Here is a 26,983-nt window from a genome sequence, read left to right as displayed (position 1 = left end):
GCTCGCAAACCCTTGTAAATCAAGGGATGCGAGCTCTCTTTTTTCGTTTTGGTACTAAGATTTAGAGTCACTATTTTCAAGCTTATTGATGGTATTAGTTAATATAGTAGCATAATAATCATCAAAATTATTGGAAATATAATCTTTGGCAAGTGATATAAAATGATTATCAAAATCAGGGGCATTTTGGGTTATTATGGTTACAAATTTATATAATGTATAATCAGTTAAATTATAACTTTCCATTTCTAATAATTCATCATAATTGAAACTAGGAACAGTTTCATTAATATAACGTTTGTAAAATGGTTTGTCATATATACTATCAAGTAAAGCAGCTACCTCACGTCCATATCCTTGATTACCTGCTAAGATACTATATATGATATTGTCTACATCTTTAATTGACAGAGAAGTTATAAAATTTTCATTTAGTTCCTTTAATTGCAAAACAGCAGGGTTACTTATTGTGTAATCATAATCAGCAACTTTTTCAGATATGTTTTTGATTAATGAAGAAAACAAATCTTTATTGTTGCATAATATAAATATCTCTTGAAATCTTTGGCTTGAAAAAGTTGTTTTATCTAAAATATGTGAGATATAATCTGACTTTATTTGAGATAGTCGTTGTTGATTATAAGTGTTATTAGTAACAATTTTTATCCATAAGTCAATCTGATTATCTGTCATTTTATCATAGCTGAAATTTAATAATTCGACAATGTTATTATTGTATGATGCATCTGAAAGTTTTGCGTTTTGCAAAACATCTATTATAGTTTGGTTATAGTTTTGGTCTTCTTTAACATATGATTTAAATATATGCAAGATACGTTTGATATTTTCATCCGATAAAACGTTTATTATATTGACATTGGATGATAGCATTATCATTATGGATGAATGAAATTTTGAGTCCAATAAGAGTGGTTGAATGATTCTATCAAAATTATTATTGAGTTCTGTTGACATATTTGCTAGAAAAAATAGTTTGTTGTTATTTGTATGGGATGATTCCTCCATAATTCCTTTGACTATTTTTTGAGCAAGTGGAGCAATAATTCGTTTGCTACAAGATTGAAGCTGTTTGTTGACAAAAGATTGTATTTCGGTCTTGTCAATTCTAGGAAAAAAGGTATCAGAAATTATATTGTTATAAATAGTAGTAATATATTGCTGCCCTAGTAAGATTGGTTTTGAAGCCAAAATATCAATGATAGTAGAATAAACATAACGTGCTGTTTCAGCAGTACAATTATAATCACTAGGATGAGCACAGTCATTACGAATATCAAAACATCTATTAATCTCTTTTGCCTCAGATGGTGTTAATAAATCTATGTCTGATCTAGCACAGCCATCAACTAAAAGTCTCTCGTATGGATTTAGTTTTTCTTTTGAATCGGATACTTTTTTTTCAAGGTCGGCAATGTCATGATTACTTGGTGCCAAAATTTTGAGTTTATTGTGTAAATCATGAATCCCTCCAATTATTGACATTATTACGCAAGCACGATAAGCTTCTGCAGAATAGCAATTAAGAGCTTCGCGTAAGTAGGATTTGATTTCGTCGTCATATACAGTATTAAGTAGTAATTCCATATCACGTATCATAATAATTCTCCTATTCTTATTTCTATTTGCCATGCGGCCATGTGATTTTCCACTCAAAATATTCATTTGGAGAAATCTCTCCGTTATTTAATTTCGTTTTCATTTCACACCATTCCGAAAGGAAATCATTTACCAATCCATATTCAAAAGTTAATGCAACAGGTGCACCTGCACAGTCATAATCATCTTCGTTATAAGTTGGTCTGGCTGTTTCAGATGGCTTTGACGGAATCATTGCAGTTAAGTGAATCAGATTGCCGGGAGCAGTGTACTCAGGAAATCTGGTGCCTTTTCCTCTTGCTGGAAGTGAAGCTGCACTTTCTTCAAGCCAGAAAAGTGTTTCAATGATATCCTCTGCAGCACCAAGGCTATAATCAGAAATAGCTTTGTAATTGCAGTGCAGTGCATCGGCGAGCTTTTGAATCATATCTTCGCCGGGAATACGTGCACCAGTTTCGTATTGTGATATACGGACTGACATATTTTTTCCTTCAAAGCCAAGAGCACCGCCTAGATCATCCATTGTCATTTTACGGAACACCCGTATTTTCTTTATTCTTTCACCTATTGTCATAGTGTAGTCACCTCCATTTTGTGATCCTGTATGGACTGTTGAACACAGTATAACACGAAAAAAATGAAAAGGGAACTTTTTCTATACGAGAACATTAGAAAAAGTTCTTGACAATTCAATACCATAGGATATAGAATAATCATAATTCATTTATCTATACGATATAGTATTGAAAACAACTGAATGAGCGGTATCAGAAAGCTAACAGGCATTTGCTGTGACATTCATAGGAATGGAGAGAACAGCGGAAGCGGTTGTTGAGCCGGATATAAGTGTTACAGGAATGAAGTCTGACAATAATCAGAATGAAATAGGCAGACAGAAGGAGCAAGCTGATAGTGCGAGAAAACAACAGACTGATTTAGATGGCATTCGAATACCAGAGATTCATAATTCGTCTGATGTGAATGTGACAAGAGTGGGCGAAAGTATAACTGATGTAACAGATAAAAATGAATTTGTGGAAACTAAAGAAACTGAACCTGTATACAAAGGTGGCTGGATTGTCAGGAGAATATCAGAACTTGGTGGTTCTGTTAAGGCAGATATATTCGGATTTGATATTGCTGATGTTAGTGGAAGCATAAGGTTGTTCTCGGATGTAATGAAAAGGCTGGAGATAAAACAAGATGGAGATGAGCTTTATGAGGAGTTTCAGAAAATTTATGATGAGAGTGTCGGTAGAGATACAAATAAAGAAAAGGATAAAGATAAGATGTGGAATAGGGGTAAAGGAAGATAATTCCTCTACTCAATTTTTTCCGCAAATAACCATATGCGTGATTTCGAGAACTCAAAATTTGTAATTGCATAAGCGAAAAACTGATGATATAATAAAAATCAAGATAAAAGGACTATTTGACGTGATAATCGGAGAAAACAACATGTCAGAAAATCAAGTAAAAATAACTTATAAACCTTTATGGAAGATGTTGATTGATAGGGATATGACAAAAACTGAATTGAGAAAGAAAACACAGATAGCACCAAGTACGTTTACTAAAATCAACAATGATCAACAAGTATCGTTAGATATTCTGGCAAGTATATGTGTTTGTGTTGAATTGAAATGTGGCTTTGATGATATTGTGGAGATAGAACGATAGTTATATTGCAAAATGAAGAAGTGTGTGCAGATAATTATAGCAAGTTACTAATAGAAAGGAATTTATAAATGGTAGTTCAAAATAATGCTAACATTGGCTTTGAAAAACAAATATGGGATGCAGCTTGTGTCCTTTGGGGACACATTCCAGCAGCAGAATACAGAAAGGTTATCGTAGGACTTATTTTTCTGCGTTATATATCAAGTGCGTTTGAAAAACGATATCAACAGCTTGTTGAAGAGGGTGATGGTTTTGAGGGTGATAAGGATGCATATGCAGAAGATAATATTTTCTTTGTACCAGAGGAAGCCCGTTGGAGCAAGATTGCTTCTGCGGCACATACGCCAGAAATTGGTACTGTTATCGATGATGCAATGAGAGCTATTGAAAAGGAAAATATAACTCTTAAAAATGTGCTGCCAAAGAATTATGCAAGTCTAGATTTGGATAAGCGAGTATTAGGTGAGGTTGTTGATCTTTTCACCAATATGGATATGGGCGATACAGAAGAAAGCAAAGACCTTCTTGGCAGAACATACGAGTATTGTATTCAGCAGTTTGCAGCATACGAGGGTGTTAAAGGTGGCGAGTTCTATACTCCTGCAAGTATCGTTAAAACAATCGTTGCTATTTTGAAACCATTCAAAAACTGTCGTGTATATGACCCATGTTGTGGTTCTGGTGGTATGTTTGTTCAGAGTGCAAAATTTATTCAGGCACACAGTGGAAAGCGTGGAGAAATCGCTGTTTATGGTCAGGAGTCTAACGCTGATACTTGGAAGATGGCAAAAATGAATATGGCTATTCGCGGTATCGACGCAGATTTTGGACCTTATCAGGCAGATACTTTTTTCAATGATTTACATAAAACGCTTAAAGCTGATTTTATTATGGCAAATCCGCCATTCAATCTTTCAAACTGGGGACAAGATAAGCTAAAAGATGATCTTAGATGGAAATATGGAACTCCACCAGCAGGAAATGCTAACTATGCGTGGATTCAGCATATGATACATCATCTTGCACCGAATGGGAAAATTGGTCTTGTACTTGCTAATGGTGCGTTGTCCTCTCAATCCAGCGGCGAGGGAGAAATCAGAAAGAATATTATTCAGGCTGACCTTGTAGAGGGTATCGTTGCATTGCCTACGCAGTTATTTTACAGCGTTACAATTCCGGTTACACTTTGGTTTATTTCTAAGAACAAAAAGCAGAAAGGCAAAACCTTATTTATAGATGCACGCAAGATGGGTTATATGGTTGACCGCAAGCATAGAGATTTTACTGATGAAGATATTCAGAAGTTGTCTGATACATTTACATCATTTCAAGATGGTACGCTTGAAGATGTGAAAGGATTCTGTGTTGTAGCAGACATTAAAGAAATCGAAAAGCAGGACTTTATTCTGACACCGGGTAGATATGTTGGTATTGAAGAAGCCCCAGACGACGGAGAACCATTTGAAGAAAAAATGACACGCCTTACATCAGAGCTTTCAGATATGTTTGCAAAGTCTCATGAGTTGGAAGAAGAAATTCGTAAGAAACTGGGGGCGATTGGGCATGAAGTTTAATTGGACTACGAAAAAACTATCAGAAATCGCTTATATTAATCCAAGAGAGAGTATAGGTAAGGGCGTTGTTGCAAAGAAAGTGCCAATGGATAAATTGCAGCCTTTTTGTAGAGATGTTCCAGAATTTGTGCTTGGGGAATATAAGGGTGGCACAAAATTTAGAAATGATGATACGATTATGGCAAGAATTACTCCTTGTCTTGAAAACGGAAAAATTGCAAAAGTTTCAGTTTTGAATACTGATGAAATAGGTTTTGGATCAACGGAATACATTGTCTTTCGAGCTATTGATGGTGTAAGTGATGCTGATTTTTTGTACTATTTGATATCTAGCCCGTTGGTTCGCAATCCGGCGATTAAATCCATGGTTGGTTCATCTGGTCGCCAAAGAGTTCAGACTGATGTTGTTGCCAATTTAGATATTGAATTGCCACCTATTGAGGAACAAAGAAAGATAGGAGGATTGTTAAAGACTTTTGATGATAAGATAAAGCTTAATAATGAGATAAACAATAATTTAGCGGTTTAGATGTCTGTATCAGAGACATCAAGTTCACCAGACATGAGCTTTGGCAACAATGAATCTCTTAAATGAATGAGCCTTTCATTTTCATTAAGATTTGAAAACACCAAGGAAAACATATCGGCTGTAGTATCATCAAAAATTTTCATATCATCAGGTGACGGAAGTTGGAATTCAAATTCCATAAAATCCTTTTGATAAAGATGAGGAATGACGCTTCCCTCTGTCCTGCTAGCGATAAAAGCTTTAAACAGCTTAGACTTTAACAAATAGTAAATGAACTGTGTTGAAATTTCGGATTGCCTGGTGTTCCTGATTACAAAAATTCCTGATGCAACACTAGTCGGAGCATCCAGTTTATCGACATATCCAATTTTTCCGATAGTTCCATCCTTAGAAAGAAGGATATCTCCAATGTTAAGCATTATTTCAGGAGATTCCTCATATCTTTCAGCGGATATGTAACCAGCTTTGTTCCAGTCAATGCCCGATAGAGTGAGACTCTCACCATTGATGATACGGTAGTTTGAAATTGGCAAATACTCTGATTTTTTTAAACCTTTCCATCCAATACGCCCCTTGATGTAAAGGTAATCGCCAAGCATTACTGGCTGAGTATCGGTATCATTAATGGTTTTAAGCAGAACCATCTCAATTTGTTGCTCTAAATTATTGTTTATAAGAATGAAGTGAAACAGAGCACAATATTGCTATTTTAGTTATTATGGTGCTAGTTATTGTCAATCTTAGGAGGTGAGAAAATGCATTTTAGAGGAATTCCTATTGACAAAATTGGTTATTGTCAATGTTCTACTCCATCTGCAATGACATCTGAGAATTCAGAATGGGGATATTGGGATGTTTGTTGCGATTGTGGTAAACCCTTTGAAGATGGATTTCATTATTATAATCATTATGATGGTGAAGACCATGATGAGATAGACCTTTATTAAAAGGCAATCTTCCACCAACGGCGGGAGTAAAAATAAAAGAACTGCCGTTGATTGTCGTTCTCTAAAAGATAAGGAGAAAAGACAATGAAACAGAATTTAATCAAAGATGTTGTTCAAGAAATGTTGCCATATCTGAATAACGCACAAAATGAAAAATTGCAAGAGATTTTGCGATATACTCTTGCAAAATATGAGGTAACAGATAGTCAGAATAAAGAGGAGAATTCGGAACAGGATTTTGTAGAATTGTTCTTAGCCGCAAAGCGAATAGAGGGCTGTTCTGAGAAATCGCTTAAATATTACAAGGCAACTATTGAAACAATGCTTGATGAGTTAAAAAAAGATGTTAAACACATAGTAACAGATGATATTAGAGGTTACTTGACGGAATATCAGGAAAAGAAGAAGTCAAGCAGGGTTACGATAGATAATATCCGGCGCATTTTATCTAGTTTTTTTTCATGGCTAGAGGATGAGGATTATATATTAAAAAGTCCGGTGAGACGTATACATAAAGTCAAAACTGGTACAAACATTAAGGAAACATATTCCGATGAATCATTAGAACTTATGCGAGATAATTGCACAACACTTCGAGATTTGGCGATTATCGATATACTTGCTTCAACGGGAATGCGTGTAGGTGAGATGGTATTGCTTAATCGAAATGATATTGATTTTAATGAGAGAGAATGTATTGTTTTTGGTAAAGGAAGCAAAGAACGAGTAGTTTATTTTGATGCTCGAACAAAAATACATTTACAGAACTACTTGAAGAGTAGAACAGACAATAATCCAGCATTGTTTGTTTCGCTGAAATCGCCACATGAAAGGTTGAAAATAGGCGGTGTTGAAGTTCGACTGCGAGAATTTGGAAAACAATTGGGGTTGCGAAAGGTACATCCACATAAATTCAGGCGTACACTTGCAACAATGGCAATAGATAAGGGAATGCCTATTGAGCAATTACAGCAACTTTTAGGACATAGGAAAATAGATACAACCTTGCAATATGCAATGGTTAAACAGAGCAATGTTAAGATTGCACATCGAAAATATATTGGATAGAAAGGATTTTTATTATGGCTGAATGGAAGAAATGTAAGATTTCTGATATAGGTACAGTTGTGGGTGGAGCTACACCTTCAACGAAAAAAAGTGAAAATTACGAAAACGGGGACATTTCTTGGATAACACCAAAGGATTTATCGACATTTTGTGGACGCTATATTAAGCAGGGGGAAAGAAATATTACGGAAACGGGATATAGGAGTTGTTCAACGCAGCTTCTTCCTAGAAATTCGGTGTTGTTTTCTTCAAGGGCGCCAATTGGTTATGTTGCTATTGCGGCAAAAGAACTATGCACCAATCAAGGCTTCAAAAGTGTTATTCCAAATGAAAACATAGATCCGCTATTTTTGTATTATTTACTCAAATACAATAAACACAATATTGAAAGTATGGGAAGTGGAACAACATTTAAAGAGGTATCAGCCAATACTATGAGGAATATTATAGTATTTGTACCTAGTGATAAAAGGGTGCAAGAAAAAATAGCGTCGATTCTTGGGGCGCTTGATAATAAAATTGAAGAAAATGAGAGGATAAACAATAATTTAGAGCTGCAAGCTCAGGCTATCTTTTCAAATGAGTTTTTAACTCTTGAAACGTTGCCAGATAGTTGGAAGCAAGCCAGTTTGATAGATATTGCAGACTATCTAAACGGTCTTGCTATGCAAAAATATCGTCCAACTGTTGACGAAACAGGCATTCCAGTTCTTAAAATTAAAGAACTTCGTCAAGGCTGTTGTGATGATAACAGCGAACTGTGTTCTCCAAACATTAAAAGTGAGTACATCATTCGCGATGGCGATGTTATTTTCTCTTGGTCAGGCAGTCTGTTAGTCGATTTTTGGTGTGGCGGTATTTGCGGTTTAAACCAGCATTTGTTTAAAGTAACATCAAACAAGTATGATAAGTGGTTCTATTATGCTTGGACAAAACACCATCTTGACCGCTTTATTGCCGTTGCTGCTGATAAAGCTACAACAATGGGACACATCAAGCGCGATGAACTTTCAAAAGCAGAGGTTCTCATACCCAACGAAGCAGACTACAAGCGAATTGGAGATTTGCTTCAGCCAATTTATGATTTGATTATCGCAAACCGAATAGAGAACAAAAAACTTGCTGAAGCAAGAGACACGCTTCTTCCAAAACTTATGAGTGGAGAGATTGATATATCGGAGGTGGATTATGAATAAAAAAGACCTCTCAATACCTTTTAATGCACCACTACATTCACAAGACACAGAATTACAAACATACGGTTGCAGAGCTAATACCCCAGATATATGTGGGAATAACGGATTACCGAATGTCTGTGCCTTTTCCTCGGAAGATTGTATTTGCAAAAAGCCGTCACGCGCTTGGAAAAAGCAATATGCCAAGCTTAAAGGCTAAGCCGCTAAATTATTGTTTACCATACTTGAAGTGTTTTGGCTTGCAGTGCAAGGGTTAGTTGCACCAATTGCTATTTCATCGCTTGTAGTCTTATTTACTGTATCTGTTGTCAAGATAGTGATAAAAGCGAAGGGAGATGACGCCATGGGAAGTAAAGTGAAAGAATTCGTAAGTGTAATTCCTGATATTTTATATACTATGAGCGCTAATTTGGCAGGTGGTGCACTGCTAGCCAAAACACTTCAAAGGATAATCGTTTAGTTTGCAAAGGAGTAGATAAAGTGGCATATAAAGAAATTGATGAATCTAATATAACATTGATTAATTCAGTTAGTTCTTTTATTAAAAAGATAAGACAGATAAAAGAGACTAAGGAAGCTCAAGACGGAACTTCTACTGAATTATATTTCAGGGGTCAGGAGACTGAATTTTGGGATATTGAGCCGAGTATATTTAGAGACGATATGTTAAGCATTGAACATAAATTGATGCAGATACCATTGCAGAAGTCACCAACAGAATTTAGGGACTTGAATTCAATGTTTGATATTATGACTAAGTACCAGCATTATGGGATGTGTACCCGTCTTTTAGATTTGACTACAAATCCGTTGGTTGCACTCTACTTCGCATGTAAAAAACATGGTGAGGTAAAATATGTTACAGAAGATGGAGAAGTGGAAAAAGAACCATATGGAGTAATTTATTATACGGACAAATACTATTCATCTCAATCTACAGATATCGAAATTCAAATCGTGTCTGCTTTAGCAAGTTATGATTTGGAAAAAGAAAATACTTTGTCTGATGTTCTTGAAAGACTAAATCATGACCGAATTATAGACGAAAGAACAAAGGATAATTGGTTAGTAAAATACGGAGAGTTTGTAAAAATAATACAAAATAATTACATGGTAATGCCAACTTATACAAATGAAAGATTGAGAAAGCAAAGTGGAGTATTTTTATTGACAAGCTTATTTTCTTTTAATAAAGAGAATGAGACCAAGAATTCCGTTATATCAAAAGCGAAGGGAAAACTAAAAGAAGAATTTAGTGATACGTGTTTTTATATTTCAGGAGAAAATAAAGAAACTATTTTAAAGGAACTGGATCTGTATAACATAAATGAGGCTACCTTGTTTCCTGAATTAGAGCATCAACTAAGTTACATAAAATATGTGAATCGTAATCTGGTTAATCCTGTTACAGATTTTACAAAATATGAAGAAGAGTCTGCAAGCAATAAGCAGGGGATAGGTGTAAAACAATCGGAACTGGAACAATACATTCTTGACAATTTTGATGATCAATTTAAAGGGATTATTGGAGAAGATGTTAAGGAGGTATTAAATATAATAAAAGAACATTTTACTGTTGATTGGTATAAGCGTAATCCAATACTTAGTAAAATAAATATGTCTATTACAGGATATTATTTAAAAAAATATCAATCAAGGGATGTCGCAAAGCAAAAGGCAGAACAGATTGTGATATTATTAAACCAAATGGTTGAAGATTTTATTACAGCAATGGATGAGAGAGGTGAATAAAGTGTCAGCTAATTACACGGAAGCTAATTATGAAAATTCGGTTATAGAGCTATTTAGAAATGATTTAGGCTATGAATATGTTTATGGCCCGGATATAGAAAGAGATTTTTACAATCCACTATATGAGGAAGTTCTGCTTGATTCTCTGTATCGTCTGAACGGAGGTCTTCCTGATGACGCTATTCAGGATGCTTTATATAAGCTTAAAAATTTTGAAAACGGAGAGCTTGTGCAGAAAAATGCTGCATTTATGGACTATCTGCAAAATGGCATTCCAGTAAGATATTTTGAGGATGGTGAGGAGCGTTTCTCTATCGTTTATCTTGTTGACTATAAAAATCCTCACAATAATTCCTTTATTATAGCTAATCAGTGGACTTTCATTGAGAACAGTAATAAGCGTCTAGATGTAATTCTCTTTTTAAATGGCTTACCGGTTGTATTGGTTGAGTTGAAATCTCCTTCTCGTGAAGAAACGGACGCTTCTGAAGCATACAGACAGCTTCAGAATTATATGCAGGAAATCCCATCTATGTTTATTTATAATGCTATTTGCGTTATGAGCGACCAGTTGACATCTAAAGCAGGTACAATCACTTCAGGTGAAGACCGCTTTATGGAATGGAAAACTAAAGATGGAGATTATGAGAATACACAGTTTGCACAGTTTGATACTTTCTTTGAGGGGATGTTCAAGAAAGATCGGCTTCTTGATATTATAAAGAACTTTATTTGCTTTTCAAATGAGGGGATTAACTCATTCAAAATTCTTGCCGGATATCATCAGTATTTTGCAGTCAGAAAAGCAATTGAATCCACAAAACACGCTACTGTTACGGATGGTAAAGGCGGTGTGTTCTGGCATACACAAGGAAGTGGTAAGTCACTTTCTATGGTATTCTATGCACATTTATTACAAGAAGCTTTGGATAGTCCAACGATAGTTGTTATTACCGATAGAAACGACCTTGACGATCAGCTTTATGGGCAATTTGCAAAGTGTAAAGAGTTTTTAAGACAAGAGCCGATACATGCCGAAAGCAGAGAAAACTTAAAGTCTTTGCTTGCCGGCAGACAGGCAAATGGTATTATCTTTACTACAATGCAGAAGTTTGAAGAATCTGACGAAGCATTGTCGGAGCGAAACAACATTATAGTTATGGCGGATGAAGCACACAGAGGACAATATGGACTAGCAGAAACTGTTGATGCTAAAACTGGTAAGATAAAAATTGGAACGGCACGAATTATCAGAAATACTCTGCCTAATGCTACATATATCGGATTTACTGGTACTCCTATTTCATCAAAAGACCGCAGTACTCGTGAAGTATTTGGCGATTATATAGATATTTATGATATGACACAGGCGGTTGAGGATGGAGCAACAAGACCGGTTTATTATGAGAGCCGTGTTATCAAGCTTAATCTTGATGAAGAAACTCTTAAGCTGATTGATAGTGAATATGACATTATGGCTGAAAATGCTGATGGAGAAGTAGTTGAGAAAAGCAAGCGTGAACTTGGTACGATGGAAGCTGTTCTTGGCAATGATAATACTATCAATTCACTTGTTTGTGATATTCTTGACCATTACGAGAATAACAGAGAGAATCTTTTAACAGGAAAGGCAATGATTGTTGCATACTCGCGTCCTATTGCGATGAAGATATACAAGCGTATTTTAGAAATTCGTCCTGCATGGACTGAAAAGGTTGGGGTAGTTATGACTTCCGGTAATAATGATCCAGAAGAATGGAGAAAAATTATTGGCAATAAACATCATAAGGATGAACTTGCTAAGAAATTCAAAGATAATAACAGCCCTATGAAGATAGCAATTGTCGTTGATATGTGGTTGACAGGCTTTGATGTTCCTTCACTTGCGACTATGTATGTCTATAAGCCAATGTCCGGACACAACCTTATGCAGGCTATAGCTCGTGTAAATCGTGTATTTCGTGATAAAGAAGGCGGACTTGTTGTAGACTATGTAGGAATTGCATCTGCATTGAAACAGGCAATGAATAATTATACTTCTCGTGATAAAAAGAATTATGGTGATACTGATGTTGCAAAGGTAGCATATCCGAAGTTCTTAGAAAAACTTTCAGTTTGTCGAGATATGTTCCACGGATATGATTACTCAAAGTTTACAGGTGGAACGGACCTTGAAAGAGCAAAAACTATCAGTGGTGCTGTCAACTTTGTTATGGACAGAAATAAAGTTGATGACAAGGATTCATTTGTAAAAGAAGCACTTATGCTGCATCAGGCATTGTCTCTTTGCTCTTCTCTAGTTGATGAAGAAAGTCGATTTGAGACAGCGTTCTTTGAATCAGTGCGTGTTCTTGTCCTTAGACTGACTAATACAGGAGTTGGGAAGAAGATTTCTCTTCCAGAAATGAATGCAAGAATAAATGAGCTTTTAAAGCAGAGTATCAAGAGTGATGGAGTTATCAATCTTTTCTCAGATATCAAAGAGGAATTTTCATTGTTTGATCCGAAGTTCCTTGAAGAAGTTGCCAATATGAAAGAGAAGAATCTCGCGGTTGAACTTCTTAAGAAGTTGATTGCAGAACAGGTTTCAGTATATCGCAGAACTAATGTAGTTAAATCTGAGAAGTTTAGTGAAATCATGCAGCACTCACTTAATGCGTATCTTAATGGTATGTTGACAAATGAAGAAGTTATTGAGGAGATGCTGAATCTTGCGAAACAGATTGCAGCAGCCCAAAAGGAAGGCGACCAGCTTGGGCTTACTGCTGATGAGCTTGCCTTCTATGATGCATTAACGAGGCCACAGGCAATAAAGGATTTCTATGAAAATGAAGAACTGATAGCAATTACAAAAGAACTTGCAGACACTCTCCGAAGAAATAAAACAATTGACTGGCAGAAACGAGAATCAGCAAGAGCAAAAATGCGTATGCTTATAAAGAAACTGCTGAAAAAACATAGGTATCCACCTGAAGGTATGGAGGATGCGGTTCAGACTGTTATGACACAATGCGAGCTATGGACAGATAATAATGATATGGTCGAGGAAAAGGTTGTCAACTTTCGAGACGAATCAATATCATATGCAGAATCAAATTATGCACCCATGATGGTTGCTGAAAGTACAGCAATCTATGAAACAAAGAAATAAAAGGAAGTGGATGAGATATGGCTAATATAATACAAAAGCTACTTTATTTTTTCTCGGCGGTAGCACCCGTGTGCATAACATTTTCAGTGGTTTGGATTATTCAAAGTAAAGGAATAATGTTTCCGGTAATATTGGTATCTGCTTCAATGATAGGAAGTGTTTTATTTATTGTATCATTTAGATATGGTTATAAAAATATTGCACCTATGACAATTAGAGTTACAGATGTATCTACGGGTGATTTATGGATATTAGGATATATTTTCTCTTATTTGTTACCGCTGGCGAATATGGTAATAGATGAATGGAATTTGTTTATATTAGTAGGAATCAGCTTGATAATAAGCGCAGTAATACTATTTGTGAATTCTGCAATTCCTCATCCATTACTATTTTTTAGAGGATACCATTTTTATAGTATTGCTACAGAGAATGGCATATCATCATACATTTTGATAAGTAAAAAGAAAATACGAAATAAGAAAGATATAAAAGTGGTAGGAAGAATTTTTGAATTTTTGTTAATTGAGAAATGAGGAGGTAAGACTAAGTGTTTGAAAACAGTTCTATAATGGTATTGAGGGCAAATACAAAAGAAGATGAGGTATATAAAATAGAAGTCGATGCACAAACTCAAAATACAATAATTGCTTCTATGAGGAATGCGTTAAATGCTCTGATTGCTGAAAAAACACAAATAATATTTGATGGCAGTTATAAGCCGAATGAGGATGAAATATTAAAAATAGAAAATTATCAGTTATCTGATGAAATAAAAGACGCAATAAGAGATCCTTTGGGAGTACCAAGTTTCAAAAAAGATAATGATGTATTTCCGGAAATCAAGGCAATATTTGTTGGTGAGAGAACGGAGGATGGAGAAACAGAAAAGTTTAATGTGGTTTTTCAGAGATTTAGAAAAGAACAATACATTTCAACAAAATGGTGTAATCTTTTTTTTGAAAATAATACTTTTTTTCAAGAGAAAAGATTCGGAATTAGTATAGCTGATGGAGTCGACTGTTATTATACAGATAAAGAATTACGATTTTCATCATTTTATTATGCAAGGCAAATATTTGACTTGAGCGAATGTTATCGTTCAGCTACTGACAGCGAGGTCGAATCCTTTACCACAAGTTCAAAGCTAGCAATTGATGATTCAGACGCATTTAAAGGGCTGGCAAATACTTGGATAAGAAGAAAGATTGCTATGATTAATGATTCACAAGTTTTGGATAACTATTCGGCAAAAGAGATAAAAGCACGAGCAAAGTTGGTTGGAGTAGAGATTGATGTGAAGGATAAAAAAATTGTAATTCCAAATGATAAAGAAAAAATCAAGATAATACTTGGATTTCTTGATGAAGAAGCTTATAAAGGCCCATTTTCACAAAAAACTTTTTTGGCTAATTCTAAGAGACAAGTACGTTAAATTGAGTGTGTAAATAATTAGAAATTCTATACACTATAAAGCGAAGGAAGTGAATTTATTGACATAAAGCAGCTAATCGGTGAAACTACAGATTACGATAAAAAGGTTGCACTTGAGACAAAGAAACCTAAAAGTTGGTGCAAGAGTATCAGTGCATTTGCAAATTGCTATGGTGGTAAACTGATATTTGGTGTGGCAAACGATAATGTGTTGGTTGGTCTTGAGGATGCTGAAGGTGATGCAGAAAAAATCAGTGAGATAATTAAAACAAACCTTAATCCAATACCAGAGTTTAAGCTTTCATTTGAAAATGATAAAGACAAGACATTTGTTATTGTAGAAATTATGAAAGGGCAGCAGACACCATACTATTATGAAGGCGATGGACAACTTATTGTGTTTATGCGTATTGGAAATGAAAGTGTTCCAGCAACACCTTCACAGTTAAGAGAGTTGGTATGCAAACAAATTTGTGGAGGCTATCTGTGATTGTTATAGAAAATTAATATAAATGGGGGCGATAACTGATTTGTAAAAGCAAATAAAATGTAACAAAAACTTATGCAAATTTAAAGAGTACCTAGAATAACTGGGCTAACTATGCTATGATACAGGACTGATTTACGAAAAGAATTACTCCGCCCACCCTCATCTCCCCCTTGCAATTAAGTCATAAGATGTTTACAATGTTGATAAAGGATTATTTGAAACGGAGGACAAGTTATGCAAAGGGAAAAAATACAATTAATTCGAGATGGCTTGGAAACAGCATATGTGAATGGTAGTACGGCATCCGAATTATTATATAAACCAAACTTTGTTTCAAATAACCACAATGAGGGAAAAAAGGTTTTATCGGTCATTGAGGATGAACTTTTAAAATGTGACAAATTCCAAATCAGTGTTGCGTTTATTACGCTGGGAGGGGTGACGCCGCTGCTCCAGACATTAAAAGAATTAGAGAAAAGAGAAATCCCAGGTGAGATTTTAACCTCTAATTATCTTGATTTTAGTGAGCCGCAGGCATTAGAAAAATTGAATTCTTTAAAAAATATTCGGATTAAAATGTATGACACAAATTCGGCGAAGAATGGTTTTCATACGAAGGGATATATTTTTAAAGAGGAAGAAGTATATCGCATTATTATTGGCAGTTCCAACATGACGAGTGCTGCACTTACGACAAATCGTGAATGGAATACAAAGTTAGTTTCTACTTCGCAGGGAGAAGTGGCTGAGGATATTCTGAAAGAATTTGAGGAGTTATGGAATTCAGAGTATGCGCTTGATTATGATGTTTTTTATGAAGAATATAAGCAGAGATATGATATTATAAAAGAACAAAGAAAAATCGCAACAGAGCGAAATGTAACCTCGCTTGAGAGATATAAATTAAAACCAAATAGTATGCAGGTTCGATTTATTACGAATCTTAAAAATATTTTGAAAAAAGATGAGAAACGTGCGTTATTAATTAGTGCTACGGGTACAGGAAAAACGTATGCTTCTGCCTTTGCTATGCGTGAACTTGGATTTAAACGTGTCTTATTTATTGTGCATAGGGCGTCATTGGCAGTTCAGGCGAAGAAGTCTTATCAGAGAGTGTTTGGTAACTCAGTTTCGATGGGATTGGTTGGTGCCGGTTATTATGAATATGATAAAGATTATGTATTTGCGACTGTAGAGACGTTAAATAAGGATGCGCATTTGCAGCGTTATAAAGTGGATGATTTTGATTGTATTATTTTAGATGAAGCGCATCATAGTTCCGCCAATACATATCAAAAAGTGATGAATTATTTTACGCCGCGACTGTTTTTGGGAATGACGGCGACGCCAGATAAGAGAACGGATTCGGATGATAATATATATGAAATATTTAACCATCAGATTGCATACGAGATTCGTTTGCAACAAGCAATGGAAGAAGAATTATTGTGTCCGTTTCACTATTTTGGAATTACGGATTTATCTGTTGTTCAGGATACGAAATCAAAGAATTTGTCTCATGAAGAGTTTAATAAGTTGATTTGTGATGAACGTGTGGAACATATTTTGGAACAAGCAAATTATTATGGTTACAGTGGTGAGCGTGTAAAGGGTTTAGTTTTCTGTAGCCGCAAACAAGAGTGTCAACAATTATCGGCAAAATTTAATGAGTTAGGGTACCGAACAGTTGCACTTAGTGGAGATGATTCAGAGGAAATCCGGCAAAATGCGTTTGAGCGTTTGGCGATGGATGAGGAAAATGCAACAGACAAAGAACCATTGGATTATATTTTTTCAGTGGATATACTAAATGAAGGTGTTGACATTGTTGAAGTCAATCAGGTTATTATGTTAAGGCCTACACAATCGCCGATTGTATTTATTCAGCAATTAGGTAGGGGACTTCGAAAGGCGGCGGGCAAGGAATATGTCGTTATTCTTGATTTTATTGGAAATTACAACAATAATTTTATGATTCCGGTGGCTTTATCGGGAGATCGTTCCTATAATCCAGATACGATTCGAAAGTATGTTATAAGCGGAAATCGAACAATTCCGGGAGCCTCGACAATTCATTTTGATGAGATTGCGAAGAATAAAATATTCCAATCAATTGACAAAATTCGAGGAATGAAATCGATTATTAAAGAAAGTTATGTGTCATTAAAAAATAGATTAGGGAAAATTCCTAGTTTGTATGATTTTTATATTCATAACGAAGTGGACCCGTTAGTCATAATTAAGGAATACAAGACATATTTTCAGTTTCTTGAAAGTGTAGAAAAAGCGAACTATATTTGCACTTTGTCAGAAGAAGAAAAAATGATTATAGAATATTTGTCGAAAACTATTTTAAGTGGGGTGCGACCGGAAGAATTGGAAATCTTGCGTTTATTATTAGAACAAAAAAGTATTTCCATAAATGATTTTAAACGGTTTGTAAATGAAAAGTATGATAGAAACATTACAAATAATCAAGTTGATTATGCAATAGATGTGCTACAAGGGAAATTTGTAAGTAATGATAATGAGTATCAAAAATACAAGAATATTGAAGTTATAACGAATGACCATAATAACTTTATTACAAGAATGCTTTGTTATGAGGAGCGTTTACGACATGATGAGTTTAGGCAAATGGTAGAAGATATAATTCGAGTAGGTCTTACGCGATACGAAGATAAATTTATGAAAACGGATGAGATAGAGTCTCCATTTGTTTTGTATGAAAAGTATTCGAGAAGAGACGTGAGTTTGTTAATGAATTGCGGAAAAGATTTATCTTCGGTTATGTTTGGAATGAAAAGAATCGTGGATGATGTTTTTATATTTGTTACATATCATAAAGAAAAATCAGATGATGAACGTAATTATGTGGATGGCAAACCGGATTACGCAGATGCGTTTGAGGACAACATGATTTTTAGATGGGATTCTAAAATCGGAATGGGTATTGAAAGTAACTATATGAAAGAGGTGACAACAGCACCTAGAAAACATTTGCTGGTCAAGAAAAGCGATGCAGAATCTAATTTTTATTATATGGGTACATTTGATATTTTAGATGTTAAGGAAGACCAAAAAGAAGATAACAAAGGCATTTTAAAGAAAATTTGTAAAGTGGTTGTGAAAATGCATCACCCAGTGAGGGATGATTTGTTATGTTATTTACAGAGCACAATTAAGGAGAATTAGGAATGAAAATAATAAGAGTAGTTGCAGCGGTTATTCAAAGAAAACACAATGGCAGCAAACAAATTTTCGCAACGCAAAGAGGATATGGTGAATTTGAAGGTGGATGGGAGTTCCCCGGCGGAAAAATTGAAGCCGGTGAAACTCCGCAGAAGGCATTGATTCGTGAGATAAAAGAGGAATTAGATGCAGATATTATTGTGGGCGATTTGATTGACACGATTGAGTATGATTATCCGGATTTTCATTTATCAATGGACTGCTTTTGGTGTGAATTGGAGTCAGAGCATGTTGTGTTAAATGAGCATGAGGACGCAAAGTGGCTTTCGAAGGCACAGTTGGATTCGGTTGATTGGTTACCTGCGGATGTAACCTTGGTGGATAAGATTGCAAAAGGGATGTGAGGATTGACACATAGGCCCTTCCCCATTGACAAAACCATCAATTCATGTAAAGATGAGAGAAACCCTTTCCGAACGGCAAGGGCATAATGTAAAATTGGAGGACAGAAAATGAAAGTAGCAGCAGCTTATGAAAATGGAGAAGTTTTTCAGCACTTTGGTCATACCAAACAATTCAAAGTGTATGAAATAGAGGATGGTAAAGTTGTGTCATCTGAAATTGTAGAAACAAATGGACAGGGTCACAGTGCTCTGGTAGATTTTTTGCATGAACAGGCGGTTTCTACTGTGATTTGCGGAGGCATTGGCGAGGGTGCGCAAGCAGCGCTCACAGAACAGGGAATTGAGCTGTTTGCCGGTGTCAGTGGACAGGCAGATGAGGCAGTAGAAAAATATATCAAAGGGGAGCTTACTTCTACCGGTGCCAATTGTGATCATCACGGTGAAGAAGGTTCTTGCGGCGGACACGAAGATGGCGGATGTGGTTCTGCATGTGGAGGCGGCTGTGGTGGCTGTCACAGTAAACCGCCTTTTGAGGGCAAGAATGTCGGAAAGACGATGAGGGTACATTACAAAGGTACATTTAATGATGGAACTCAGTTTGATTCTTCCTACGACCGTGGTGAGCCGCTGGAGTTCGTTTGCGGTGCTGGCATGATGATTTTAGGATTTGATAAAGCGGTGGCAAATATGGAAGTTGGACAGATTGCGGACGTTCATTTGGAGCCATCGGAAGCGTATGGCGAAGCGGACCCCGATGCAATATTTACCGTGGATATTGATAAAATGCCAGGAGCGGAGGCGTTGGAGGCCGGACAGCAGGTATATCTCCAAAATATGTACGGACAGCCGTTCCCAGTAAAAGTTACAGCCAAAGATGAAAGCACGATAACATTTGATGCGAACCATGAGATGGCTGGCAAAGAGTTAAATTTCCAGATTGAAATTGTAGAGATTTTATAGGAAAACCGGTAAAGGGAAAGTGAGGGCACTATGGAACTTGAAATAAGCGTAGAAGATTTGTTAAACAAAAGAAAAATTGAATCAGACCGCATAGAGTTTAAAGCAGGATGGAACCCGGATGACATCTATCATAGTGTTTGTGCATTTGCAAATGATTACAACAATGATGGTGGTGGATATATTGTTGTCGGTGTTGAAGAGAAAAATGGAATAGCAGTACGTCCGGTAAAAGGAATTCTGGAGTACATGTTGGATGAAATTCAAAAAGAAATGCTCAGTTACAACAATATGATTTCTCCACCATATTTTCCCAAAGTGATTCCGCTAGAAGTTGATGGAAAATGGATTCTTGTTATTGTGGCGAGAACCGGACAGCAGCGTCCTTACAAATCACCAGAACATGTTACCGGTAAAAAAGACAAGAAGTATAATTATTATATTCGTTATCTAACCAGTTCTGTTAAGGCAAATGCTGAGCAGGAAAGGGAATTGATTAATATGTCAGACCAGACTCCTTATGATTGCAGAGCGAATCATAAGGCTATTTTTGATGACATTTCACCTGTCCTTTTGGAAGATCATTTGAGAAAAACAGGTAGTAAATTAGCAAAACAAGTTAAAGAACGGGGTGTAGAGGAGATATTAGAAGATATGCAGTTACTGGTAGGACCGCCGGAACTACGTTATATTCAAAATGTGGCAATCATGATGTTTTGTGAGCATCCGGACCGTTTTTTCCCATACACCTATGTTCAGATGACGTCATTTCCGCAGGGGAGTATAGAAAATCCAAGTGTAAGCGAGGATTTTCCTAATATTACAGGTTCCGTACCACAGATGATTCAGGCAACAATGGAACGATTTAGAAATCTTTTTATACGAGAAAAAGTAATCAAGGTTCCAAATCAAATGGAAGCTTTGCGGATTATGAATTATCCGTATCAGGCAATTGAGGAGGCTGTTGTTAATGCTTTTTACCACAGAGATTATATGTCTTGTGAGCCTGTTACAATAGAGATAGAGCCGGATTGCATTAATATTATGAATTTCCCCGGAATCGACCGGTCCATTTCCGAAAAGACGATAGCAGAAGGTAAAAGATTTGTTTCAAGACACTATCGTAACAGAAGATTGGGAGAATTTTTGAAAGAGTTGGATTTGTCAGAAGGTCATTCCTCCGGTATTCCGACAATACAAGAAGAACTGGAAAAGAACGGTTCTCCACGGGCAGAATTCTTTACGGATGAAGATAGACGAGCTATGAGGATTAGGATTCCGATTCATCCGACGTTTTTGGAAGAAGACAAAAATGTCATAGAAAATGTCATAGAAAATGTCATAGACATTTCAGAAAAACGAATTCGAGAGTGTATACCAAGCTACTCAAAGAAAAAAGCTGCTAGAGCATTTGAAATTGTAAAAATGATTTCAGATAATCCCAAAGTATCCATTGGTGAAATGAGAATCGAGTTGGATGTGACAGATAGAACAATTGCCAGATATATATCCGAGCTAAAGGAACATAATATTATAGACCGTATAGGACCGGATAATGGTGGCTCATGGAAAATCTTGTTGTAGTAAATGTAAATAAATAATGATATTGAAAGACGATTGCGAGAAGAAATTATGAAACAAATTATAATTATAGTACTAGGCTTAGCCTGGGGAACAGTTAGTTTCTTTTGGCTGGGGTATAGTATATTAACGCTAGGAAACTTTATGGAAGAACCAGGTTCATTAGACTATGTCGCTGAAGGGGAGTCGATGCGCATATATGGATTACTAGGCTGCATTTTATATTCCATGGTTTTTGTACCCCTATTATTTTTCTTATATAAACGAAAACACTATTTATATAGTTTTTTAGTATCGATGATTTTGGGTGGAATTATTCCTGGTATTTATATATTTGTGCTTAGATGACAAATGGGAATATATGAAAAAAAGAAGAAACTATAAAAGCTTCGAAATTGATTTATAGCCCCTTCTTTTTCCTTTACAAATACGGCCGCATGGATTGCTGCAATTTTTCTTCGGTATCGATAATTTCTTGTGTGAGATGTTTTACTTTATCATCCGCTGCCGGATACTGGTTTAAGTAGCGGTACAGGGATTTGATTCCCATGTTGCAGCCATCGGTAATCAAGCTGGCAATGCCGCAGTCCGGGTTTTCGCCCATGGTTTTGAAATTGCTTTTCATTTTTGCCATTGCTTTTGCCATGGGGGCAGGTTCTTTGCCCTCGTCATGGTAATTGGTTAGCATTTTGTGGGTGTCGTCGCCGAGACGGCAGTGAATGTCGTGGCTGTCTTTGAGGACACCGCGCAGGCCATCGTTTTGCACATGGTCCATAACATCATCAATTGAGGAAATGCCCATTTTGATGCCGGCATTGCATTCCCGTAATAATTTAACCGAATCATCTTCCATAAAAATACCTCCTTTGCGGTTGCTTTTCGTTAGTGTTTGCTGCAAAGGAGGAAATTATTCAAAAGAGATTAGTAAAAGAAAATCTGCCACAGATTTGCCTATAATTTTCTATATAAATATTGTAATATAATTGTATTAGACTGTATGAGAAGAGGGTATCGATTGAAAAGAAGAAAAAAAGAGTCGGTTTTACTGTTTGCAGCGCTCTTTATTACCGGGATGCTTATTTATGCCGGCTTGGCAAATTGGGAGCGGACACCGCATCTGTATGAGTATGACAAAAAAAGTCTGGCGAAAGAAATAAAAGCAGCAGATGCGAACCGTCAGGCGTCAAAGGAAGAGGATGCAGAATCCAAGACAAGAAAAGAGCCGAAAAAGCAGTGGAAGCGTCAGGAGAAAAAAGATAATTCCATAAAAAAACAAAATACATCAAAGGCAGATAAAAAGCAAACGGATGGAACGGGGGATGAGTCTGTTCCCGGGGGAAAAGACGGCGGAAGTGGTGTGCCGGATTTGCCGGATCAACAGGTGACAGAAGGTGATGGAGGACAGCAGCCGGAAGAAACGGTAGATGATGCCAAGGCGACACAAACGCCGAAACCTTCCGCAGAGCCGGATGATAATCCGAAAAACACGGAGAAGCCTGAGGAGACAGACCGTATTATTTCCCTTTCCTGCGAGTGGAGTGAAAAGGACAATCTTCTTTATGGTAAAGATATTTCCATGGATGGTATGAAGGTGACTGCCAAATATGAGTCCGGGAAAACGAGCCGGCTGGCTAAAGGAGCTTATGTGGTTCGCGGGTTGAACAATAACTCTGTTGGAAAGCATAACATGACAATTTCAAGCGGTGGAGCAGAGTGCCGGATTTCTTATACAATTAACAATTATACGAAATCTCTGACCTATTCATGGCCGACAAAAGATGAGTGTTATACAGAAGAAGATTTTTCGGATGGAGCACTTACCGTTCAGGTTTTGATGGCAGATGGAACCAAACAGGAAATTACCAAATATGAAATTACCGGATATAATGAAAAATTATTTGACAAGCAGCAGGCTTTCACAATTACATATAAAGATAAAGTAATTGACAAAACATTTACTGCTACCGGAACCTGTACATTTCATATGAGAAGTATGAGGATTCGCTGCTATTATTATCGTGATGAGTCGCTTACCGATTTGGCAGGAAGTTATTCGTATGCGGGAAATTATGATTATTACTCAGATGAGAGAGTAAGTTTAAATGCTTTTCGAAAAGATGATTTGCAGGATAAAGATACGATGTATAATAGTAAAAAATATGTTCTCAAATCAGTGGAGATGGAAGAGGCAGATGCAAGCGGTGTTTATGCCAAAAAAGCCACACCGTATCTTGTAAAAGAGCGATTCTTTTATGGAATTCGAATGACCAAAATATATGTGTTGTCTAATTAGCACACGTATTTTTGATAGAAAGAAAGAGAGGATGGATTTGTAAAAATGAAGAGAAAAAGAAATCAGTTATTTGTTACTGCATTGACGGCAGCAATGGCGGTTAGTCTGCTTTCACCGGCGGAGCCGGCTGCAGCAGCAAAAAAAGTGAAGTTTAATGTAAAAAAATTGTCACTTACCGTAGGAAAAAAGAAGACACTAAAGATTAAAAATGTAAAGAAAAAAGCGAAATGGTCGATTAAATCGGGCAAGGATAAAATTAAATTACAAAAGAAAAAGAAAGCAAGTGTTGTTGTCGCTGCAAAAAAAGCAGGATCAGCAAAAGTACAGGCAAAGGTTGGTAAAAAGAAGTATGTATGCAAGGTTGTTGTAAAAGCAAAAACAGTTAAGAATGGTACATCAGCAGGCACTAAAACAACAAATAAGCCGGCAGATGCAAAAAATGCCACGAAAAATCCTTCGAACGGACAGAATAATGTAGCTACGCAGCCAACAAACAATCCTTCAAACGGACAGAATAATGCAACTACGCAGCCAACAAACAATCCGTCGAAAGATAATCCCTCAAAGGATAATCCTGCGAATCCGACAGCTACACCGGCGGCTGATCCGGATGTGCCAAAGAAAAATGAACAAGATGTGAAAAAATTACAGGCATTGATTCAGACTTTGAATCAAAAGGGCGCCGATATTTCGGCTAATTTAGATGACGAATCCGTTTATCATTGGAATAAAGAAGGACGTCTGACGGAAATCTACTGGGGCGAAAAGGAAATTATCGGTGCGGAAATGGCGGACTTTAATGAGTTTACAGCACTCGAAATTCTGGATATCAATAACAATAATATTTCCGGGACCTTTTATGTCGGAGATCTGGCAAATTTGAAGGAATTAAAATGTTACGGAAATAAGATTGATAAGTTAGTTTTGGACACAAATAAAAATTTACAGGAGCTTGACTGCCATAATAATCAGATTTCGAATACGATACGCTTAAATGACAGCAAGAATCTGGAACGCCTTTATTGTTCGAATAACAAAATAACAGAACTTGATGTGTCCGGCTGTGATAAACTGCAGGATGTGGACTGCAGTAACAATCTTATGAGCAGCTTGAATGTTTCTGATTTGCCTTCATTAAAGAGTTTGAATTGCAGCCGCAATATGTTAAAAGATGACAACTTAATTTTGACAGGAAGTATCGGACTTATTAATTTGGATTGCTCATTAAACGGTACGAATTATGATTTTATTAATTTGAACTTAGCAGGTTTTACAAAACTGGAATCCTTAAACTGTTCTGAGCAGCCGGAAGATGGTGGTACTTCGGCAGATGATACGATGGGATTTGACATCTCGGCATGTACCGGTCTGAAGACCTTGAATTGCTCATATTGTCCGATTGAAACATTGGATGTTTTAAATTTGTCAAACCTCGAGACAATTGATGCTTCCGGATGTAATTTATCCGAAATCACATTGGATGGAGCGGTAAAACTTTCATCATTGAATATTAACTGCAACGAAATTACGGATTTACACATTCCTGAGACAAATGAAATCAAAATACTTGATTGCAGTGAAAGTTTAGGAATTGAAACAATTAATTTTGCAGTATTAACAAAGTTAGAGTCATTGGATGTATCGGATTCTTATGTGCCGGAGCTTGATTTTTCAATCTGTCCGGATTTGCAGGTGTTAAATGCAATGAATACGGGTTTTGGTAATCCTGATGCTACAACAGATAATGAAGATTTACCAAATATTGATATTGATTTGAAGTCAAATGCTAAATTGAAAGACATTGATATGTCAATGGTTAATGTAAATGTACTTACTTTGCCGGAAAATGACATCGTTGCAAATCTTTCCGCTTCAAACAGTGCGGTTACGCAGATTGTGAATCTTGAGAAACAGTTAGGGCTGGAAACATTAAATATTGCCGGCACAGGAATTTCTGCGTTGGATTTATCAGCGAATACAAACTTGAAACAGGTTAGTTGTACAGAGAGCCAGAAGACCGGAATTACCGGAGTGGATGAGAGTATAATTTATATTGTTCCCGATGATTCCGACGATGGCGAAGACGGTAATGAAGATGGAGACGATGGAGAAGATGGCAATGAAGATGGAGACGTTGAATTAGAATAAGGGGTAAATATGGACGCAAAGGAAATTCAAGAAAAAATTGATATTCTTCAAAAGGAAGTTTCGACTGTTATCAAGGGAAAAGATGAGGTCATTCGAAAGGTGATAATGGCGATTTTAGCTTCCGGTCATGTGTTGTTGGAAGATGTTCCGGGGCTTGGAAAAACAACGCTTGCGAAAGCATTTTCCAAAGCACTTGGATTTGCAAACAAACGAATCCAGTTTACACCGGATACGATGCCGAGTGATATTGTAGGAATGTCAATTTATAATGAGCAGACAAATGCTTTTGAATATGTTGAGGGAGCAGCAGTGAATTGCAATCTTCTATTGGGAGATGAGATTAACCGTACTTCGTCAAAAACACAGTCTGCATTGTTAGAGGCAATGGCAGAGGGGTGTGTCACAGTGGATGGTGTGACACACCAGCTCCTTGAGCCATTTGTTGTTATGGCAACGCAGAATCCGGTTACCAGTGGCGGAACACAGGCACTGCCTGATTCGCAGTTAGACCGATTTATGATTTGTTTGTCTATGGGATATCCGGACGCTGAGAGTCAGTTAGCTATTTTAAAAAATGTGTCTGACAGAGATTTGATTGAAAAGGTGCAGCCGGTTATGACGATCGAAGATATAAAGCAGGCCAAATCTTATGTGAAAAATATGCAGGTAAATGATGAAATCCTTCGGTATATCATCTGCTTATGTGAGAAAACGAGAGAACATGAGCATGTGGAACTTGGCATTAGCCCGCGTGGCGTTGGGGCACTTGCAGAGATGGCAAAATCATTCGCATTGTGTGAGGGAAGAACGTATGTTGTACCGGATGATGTCCTTGCGATTTTTCCGGATGTATGTGCACACCGTTTAATTTTGAATACAAAGGCACGCAGGGAAAATGTAACAGCATATGAGATTTTGGAAGAAATTGCACAGCAGACTGAAAAGCCGAAACTGCTGAGAAAATAGCAAA

General features: G+C 36.5%; 25 protein-coding genes. 21 read left to right on the top strand and 4 right to left on the bottom strand.

The features are described from left to right. Positions 1 to 54: 54 nt before the first annotated feature. A complete protein-coding gene (locus DW019_RS06430) occupies positions 55 to 1,617 on the bottom strand; it encodes a hypothetical protein (protein WP_118442876.1) in 1,563 nt (520 codons plus the stop codon). A 22-nt stretch (positions 1,618 to 1,639) separates the two neighbouring features. Continuing rightward, positions 1,640 to 2,191: a helix-turn-helix transcriptional regulator gene (locus tag DW019_RS06425; RefSeq protein ID WP_118442875.1), complete on the bottom strand. Its 552-nt coding sequence runs from the start codon at positions 2,189 to 2,191 to the stop codon at positions 1,640 to 1,642. Positions 2,192 to 2,408: 217 nt separating this feature from the next. Between DW019_RS06425 and DW019_RS06420 the strand changes: the two genes are divergently transcribed. The 4 genes from DW019_RS06420 to DW019_RS06405 all read left to right on the top strand — a co-directional run bounded on the left by DW019_RS06420 (position 2,409) and on the right by DW019_RS06405 (position 5,400). Continuing rightward, positions 2,409 to 2,933, top strand: a complete 525-nt coding sequence (locus tag DW019_RS06420) for a hypothetical protein (protein WP_243024110.1) — start codon at positions 2,409 to 2,411, stop codon at positions 2,931 to 2,933. A gap of 142 nt (positions 2,934 to 3,075) precedes the next feature. Further along, positions 3,076 to 3,297: a helix-turn-helix transcriptional regulator gene (locus DW019_RS06415; RefSeq protein ID WP_118442874.1), complete on the top strand. Its 222-nt coding sequence runs from the start codon at positions 3,076 to 3,078 to the stop codon at positions 3,295 to 3,297. Between the two features lie 68 nt (positions 3,298 to 3,365). Continuing rightward, positions 3,366 to 4,871, top strand: a complete 1,506-nt coding sequence (locus tag DW019_RS06410) for a class I SAM-dependent DNA methyltransferase (RefSeq protein ID WP_118442873.1) — start codon at positions 3,366 to 3,368, stop codon at positions 4,869 to 4,871. Next, on the top strand, positions 4,861 to 5,400 hold the full coding sequence (locus tag DW019_RS06405; protein ID WP_118442872.1) for a restriction endonuclease subunit S: 540 nt from the start codon (positions 4,861 to 4,863) through the stop codon (positions 5,398 to 5,400). The genes DW019_RS06410 and DW019_RS06405 overlap by 11 nt, the downstream gene beginning before the upstream one ends. On the opposite strand, the gene DW019_RS06400 is transcribed toward DW019_RS06405, so the two are convergent. Further along, on the bottom strand, positions 5,397 to 6,044 hold the full coding sequence (locus tag DW019_RS06400) for a restriction endonuclease subunit S (protein WP_243024109.1): 648 nt from the start codon (positions 6,042 to 6,044) through the stop codon (positions 5,397 to 5,399). The two genes, DW019_RS06405 and DW019_RS06400, sit on opposite strands and share 4 nt — an antisense overlap. A 111-nt stretch (positions 6,045 to 6,155) precedes the next feature. Here DW019_RS06400 and DW019_RS06395 point away from each other — a divergent pair, with 111 nt between their 5' ends. From DW019_RS06395 to DW019_RS06330, 14 genes are all read left to right on the top strand, one after another. After that, positions 6,156 to 6,347: a hypothetical protein gene (locus DW019_RS06395; RefSeq protein ID WP_118442871.1), complete on the top strand. Its 192-nt coding sequence runs from the start codon at positions 6,156 to 6,158 to the stop codon at positions 6,345 to 6,347. Between the two features lie 84 nt (positions 6,348 to 6,431). Next, complete coding sequence (xerA, locus tag DW019_RS06390) at positions 6,432 to 7,415, top strand: site-specific tyrosine recombinase/integron integrase (protein ID WP_118442870.1); 984 nt, start codon at positions 6,432 to 6,434, stop codon at positions 7,413 to 7,415. 14 nt (positions 7,416 to 7,429) lie between these two features. After that, positions 7,430 to 8,611 (top strand): restriction endonuclease subunit S, encoded by a 1,182-nt coding sequence (locus tag DW019_RS06385; protein ID WP_118442869.1) that lies wholly within the window; start codon positions 7,430 to 7,432, stop codon positions 8,609 to 8,611. Continuing rightward, positions 8,604 to 8,810 carry a hypothetical protein gene (locus tag DW019_RS06380; protein ID WP_118442868.1) on the top strand — a complete coding sequence of 69 codons (207 nt, stop codon included), beginning with the start codon at positions 8,604 to 8,606 and terminating at the stop codon, positions 8,808 to 8,810. The genes DW019_RS06385 and DW019_RS06380 overlap by 8 nt, the downstream gene beginning before the upstream one ends. Positions 8,811 to 9,091: 281 nt before the next feature. Further along, positions 9,092 to 10,363: an FRG domain-containing protein gene (locus DW019_RS06375; RefSeq protein WP_118442867.1), complete on the top strand. Its 1,272-nt coding sequence runs from the start codon at positions 9,092 to 9,094 to the stop codon at positions 10,361 to 10,363. A 1-nt stretch (position 10,364) separates the two neighbouring features. Beyond that, complete coding sequence (locus tag DW019_RS06370; RefSeq protein ID WP_118442906.1) at positions 10,365 to 13,514, top strand: type I restriction endonuclease subunit R; 3,150 nt, start codon at positions 10,365 to 10,367, stop codon at positions 13,512 to 13,514. Positions 13,515 to 13,531: 17 nt separating this feature from the next. Further along, positions 13,532 to 14,050: a hypothetical protein gene (locus DW019_RS06365; protein ID WP_118442866.1), complete on the top strand. Its 519-nt coding sequence runs from the start codon at positions 13,532 to 13,534 to the stop codon at positions 14,048 to 14,050. 14 nt (positions 14,051 to 14,064) lie between these two features. Then, the gene (locus DW019_RS06360) at positions 14,065 to 14,949 is read left to right on the top strand and encodes a Kiwa anti-phage protein KwaB-like domain-containing protein (RefSeq protein ID WP_118442865.1); all 885 of its coding nucleotides are present in this window, start codon (positions 14,065 to 14,067) and stop codon (positions 14,947 to 14,949) included. 57 nt (positions 14,950 to 15,006) lie between these two features. Further along, positions 15,007 to 15,438, top strand: a complete 432-nt coding sequence (locus tag DW019_RS06355) for an RNA-binding domain-containing protein (protein ID WP_347474408.1) — start codon at positions 15,007 to 15,009, stop codon at positions 15,436 to 15,438. 234 nt (positions 15,439 to 15,672) lie between these two features. Beyond that, the gene (locus DW019_RS06350) at positions 15,673 to 18,633 is read left to right on the top strand and encodes a DEAD/DEAH box helicase (protein ID WP_118442864.1); all 2,961 of its coding nucleotides are present in this window, start codon (positions 15,673 to 15,675) and stop codon (positions 18,631 to 18,633) included. A 2-nt stretch (positions 18,634 to 18,635) separates the two neighbouring features. Continuing rightward, positions 18,636 to 19,034, top strand: a complete 399-nt coding sequence (locus DW019_RS06345) for a (deoxy)nucleoside triphosphate pyrophosphohydrolase (protein ID WP_118442863.1) — start codon at positions 18,636 to 18,638, stop codon at positions 19,032 to 19,034. A gap of 108 nt (positions 19,035 to 19,142) precedes the next feature. Further along, a complete protein-coding gene (locus DW019_RS06340) occupies positions 19,143 to 19,994 on the top strand; it encodes an FKBP-type peptidyl-prolyl cis-trans isomerase (RefSeq protein ID WP_118442862.1) in 852 nt (283 codons plus the stop codon). Between the two features lie 30 nt (positions 19,995 to 20,024). Further along, positions 20,025 to 21,575: an RNA-binding domain-containing protein gene (locus DW019_RS06335; RefSeq protein WP_118442861.1), complete on the top strand. Its 1,551-nt coding sequence runs from the start codon at positions 20,025 to 20,027 to the stop codon at positions 21,573 to 21,575. A 48-nt stretch (positions 21,576 to 21,623) separates the two neighbouring features. After that, positions 21,624 to 21,920, top strand: coding sequence for a hypothetical protein (locus tag DW019_RS06330; protein WP_118442860.1), 297 nt, complete (start codon positions 21,624 to 21,626; stop codon positions 21,918 to 21,920). A gap of 73 nt (positions 21,921 to 21,993) precedes the next feature. Here DW019_RS06330 and DW019_RS06325 read toward each other — a convergent pair whose 3' ends face one another. Further along, positions 21,994 to 22,425, bottom strand: a complete 432-nt coding sequence (locus DW019_RS06325; RefSeq protein ID WP_118442859.1) for a hypothetical protein — start codon at positions 22,423 to 22,425, stop codon at positions 21,994 to 21,996. Positions 22,426 to 22,587: 162 nt separating this feature from the next. On the opposite strand from DW019_RS06325, the gene DW019_RS06320 reads away from it, so the two are divergent. Genes DW019_RS06320 through DW019_RS06310 form a run of 3 tightly spaced genes read left to right on the top strand, consistent with a single transcriptional unit; the run spans position 22,588 to position 26,979 of the window. Continuing rightward, positions 22,588 to 23,865, top strand: coding sequence for a bacterial Ig-like domain-containing protein (locus DW019_RS06320; RefSeq protein WP_182431057.1), 1,278 nt, complete (start codon positions 22,588 to 22,590; stop codon positions 23,863 to 23,865). Between the two features lie 45 nt (positions 23,866 to 23,910). Then, positions 23,911 to 26,013, top strand: coding sequence for a leucine-rich repeat domain-containing protein (locus tag DW019_RS06315; protein WP_118442857.1), 2,103 nt, complete (start codon positions 23,911 to 23,913; stop codon positions 26,011 to 26,013). Positions 26,014 to 26,022: 9 nt separating this feature from the next. Then, complete coding sequence (locus DW019_RS06310; RefSeq protein WP_118442856.1) at positions 26,023 to 26,979, top strand: MoxR family ATPase; 957 nt, start codon at positions 26,023 to 26,025, stop codon at positions 26,977 to 26,979. The last annotated feature ends 4 nt before the right edge of the window (positions 26,980 to 26,983 follow it).

It is taken from the genome of Clostridium sp. AF37-5 (assembly GCF_003477605.1).
In the GTDB taxonomy this organism is placed as follows: Bacteria; Bacillota; Clostridia; order Lachnospirales; family Lachnospiraceae; genus Eubacterium_F.
The sequence above is the reverse complement of the archived record's forward strand: the minus strand, read 5'-3'. Positions and strand labels throughout refer to the sequence as shown.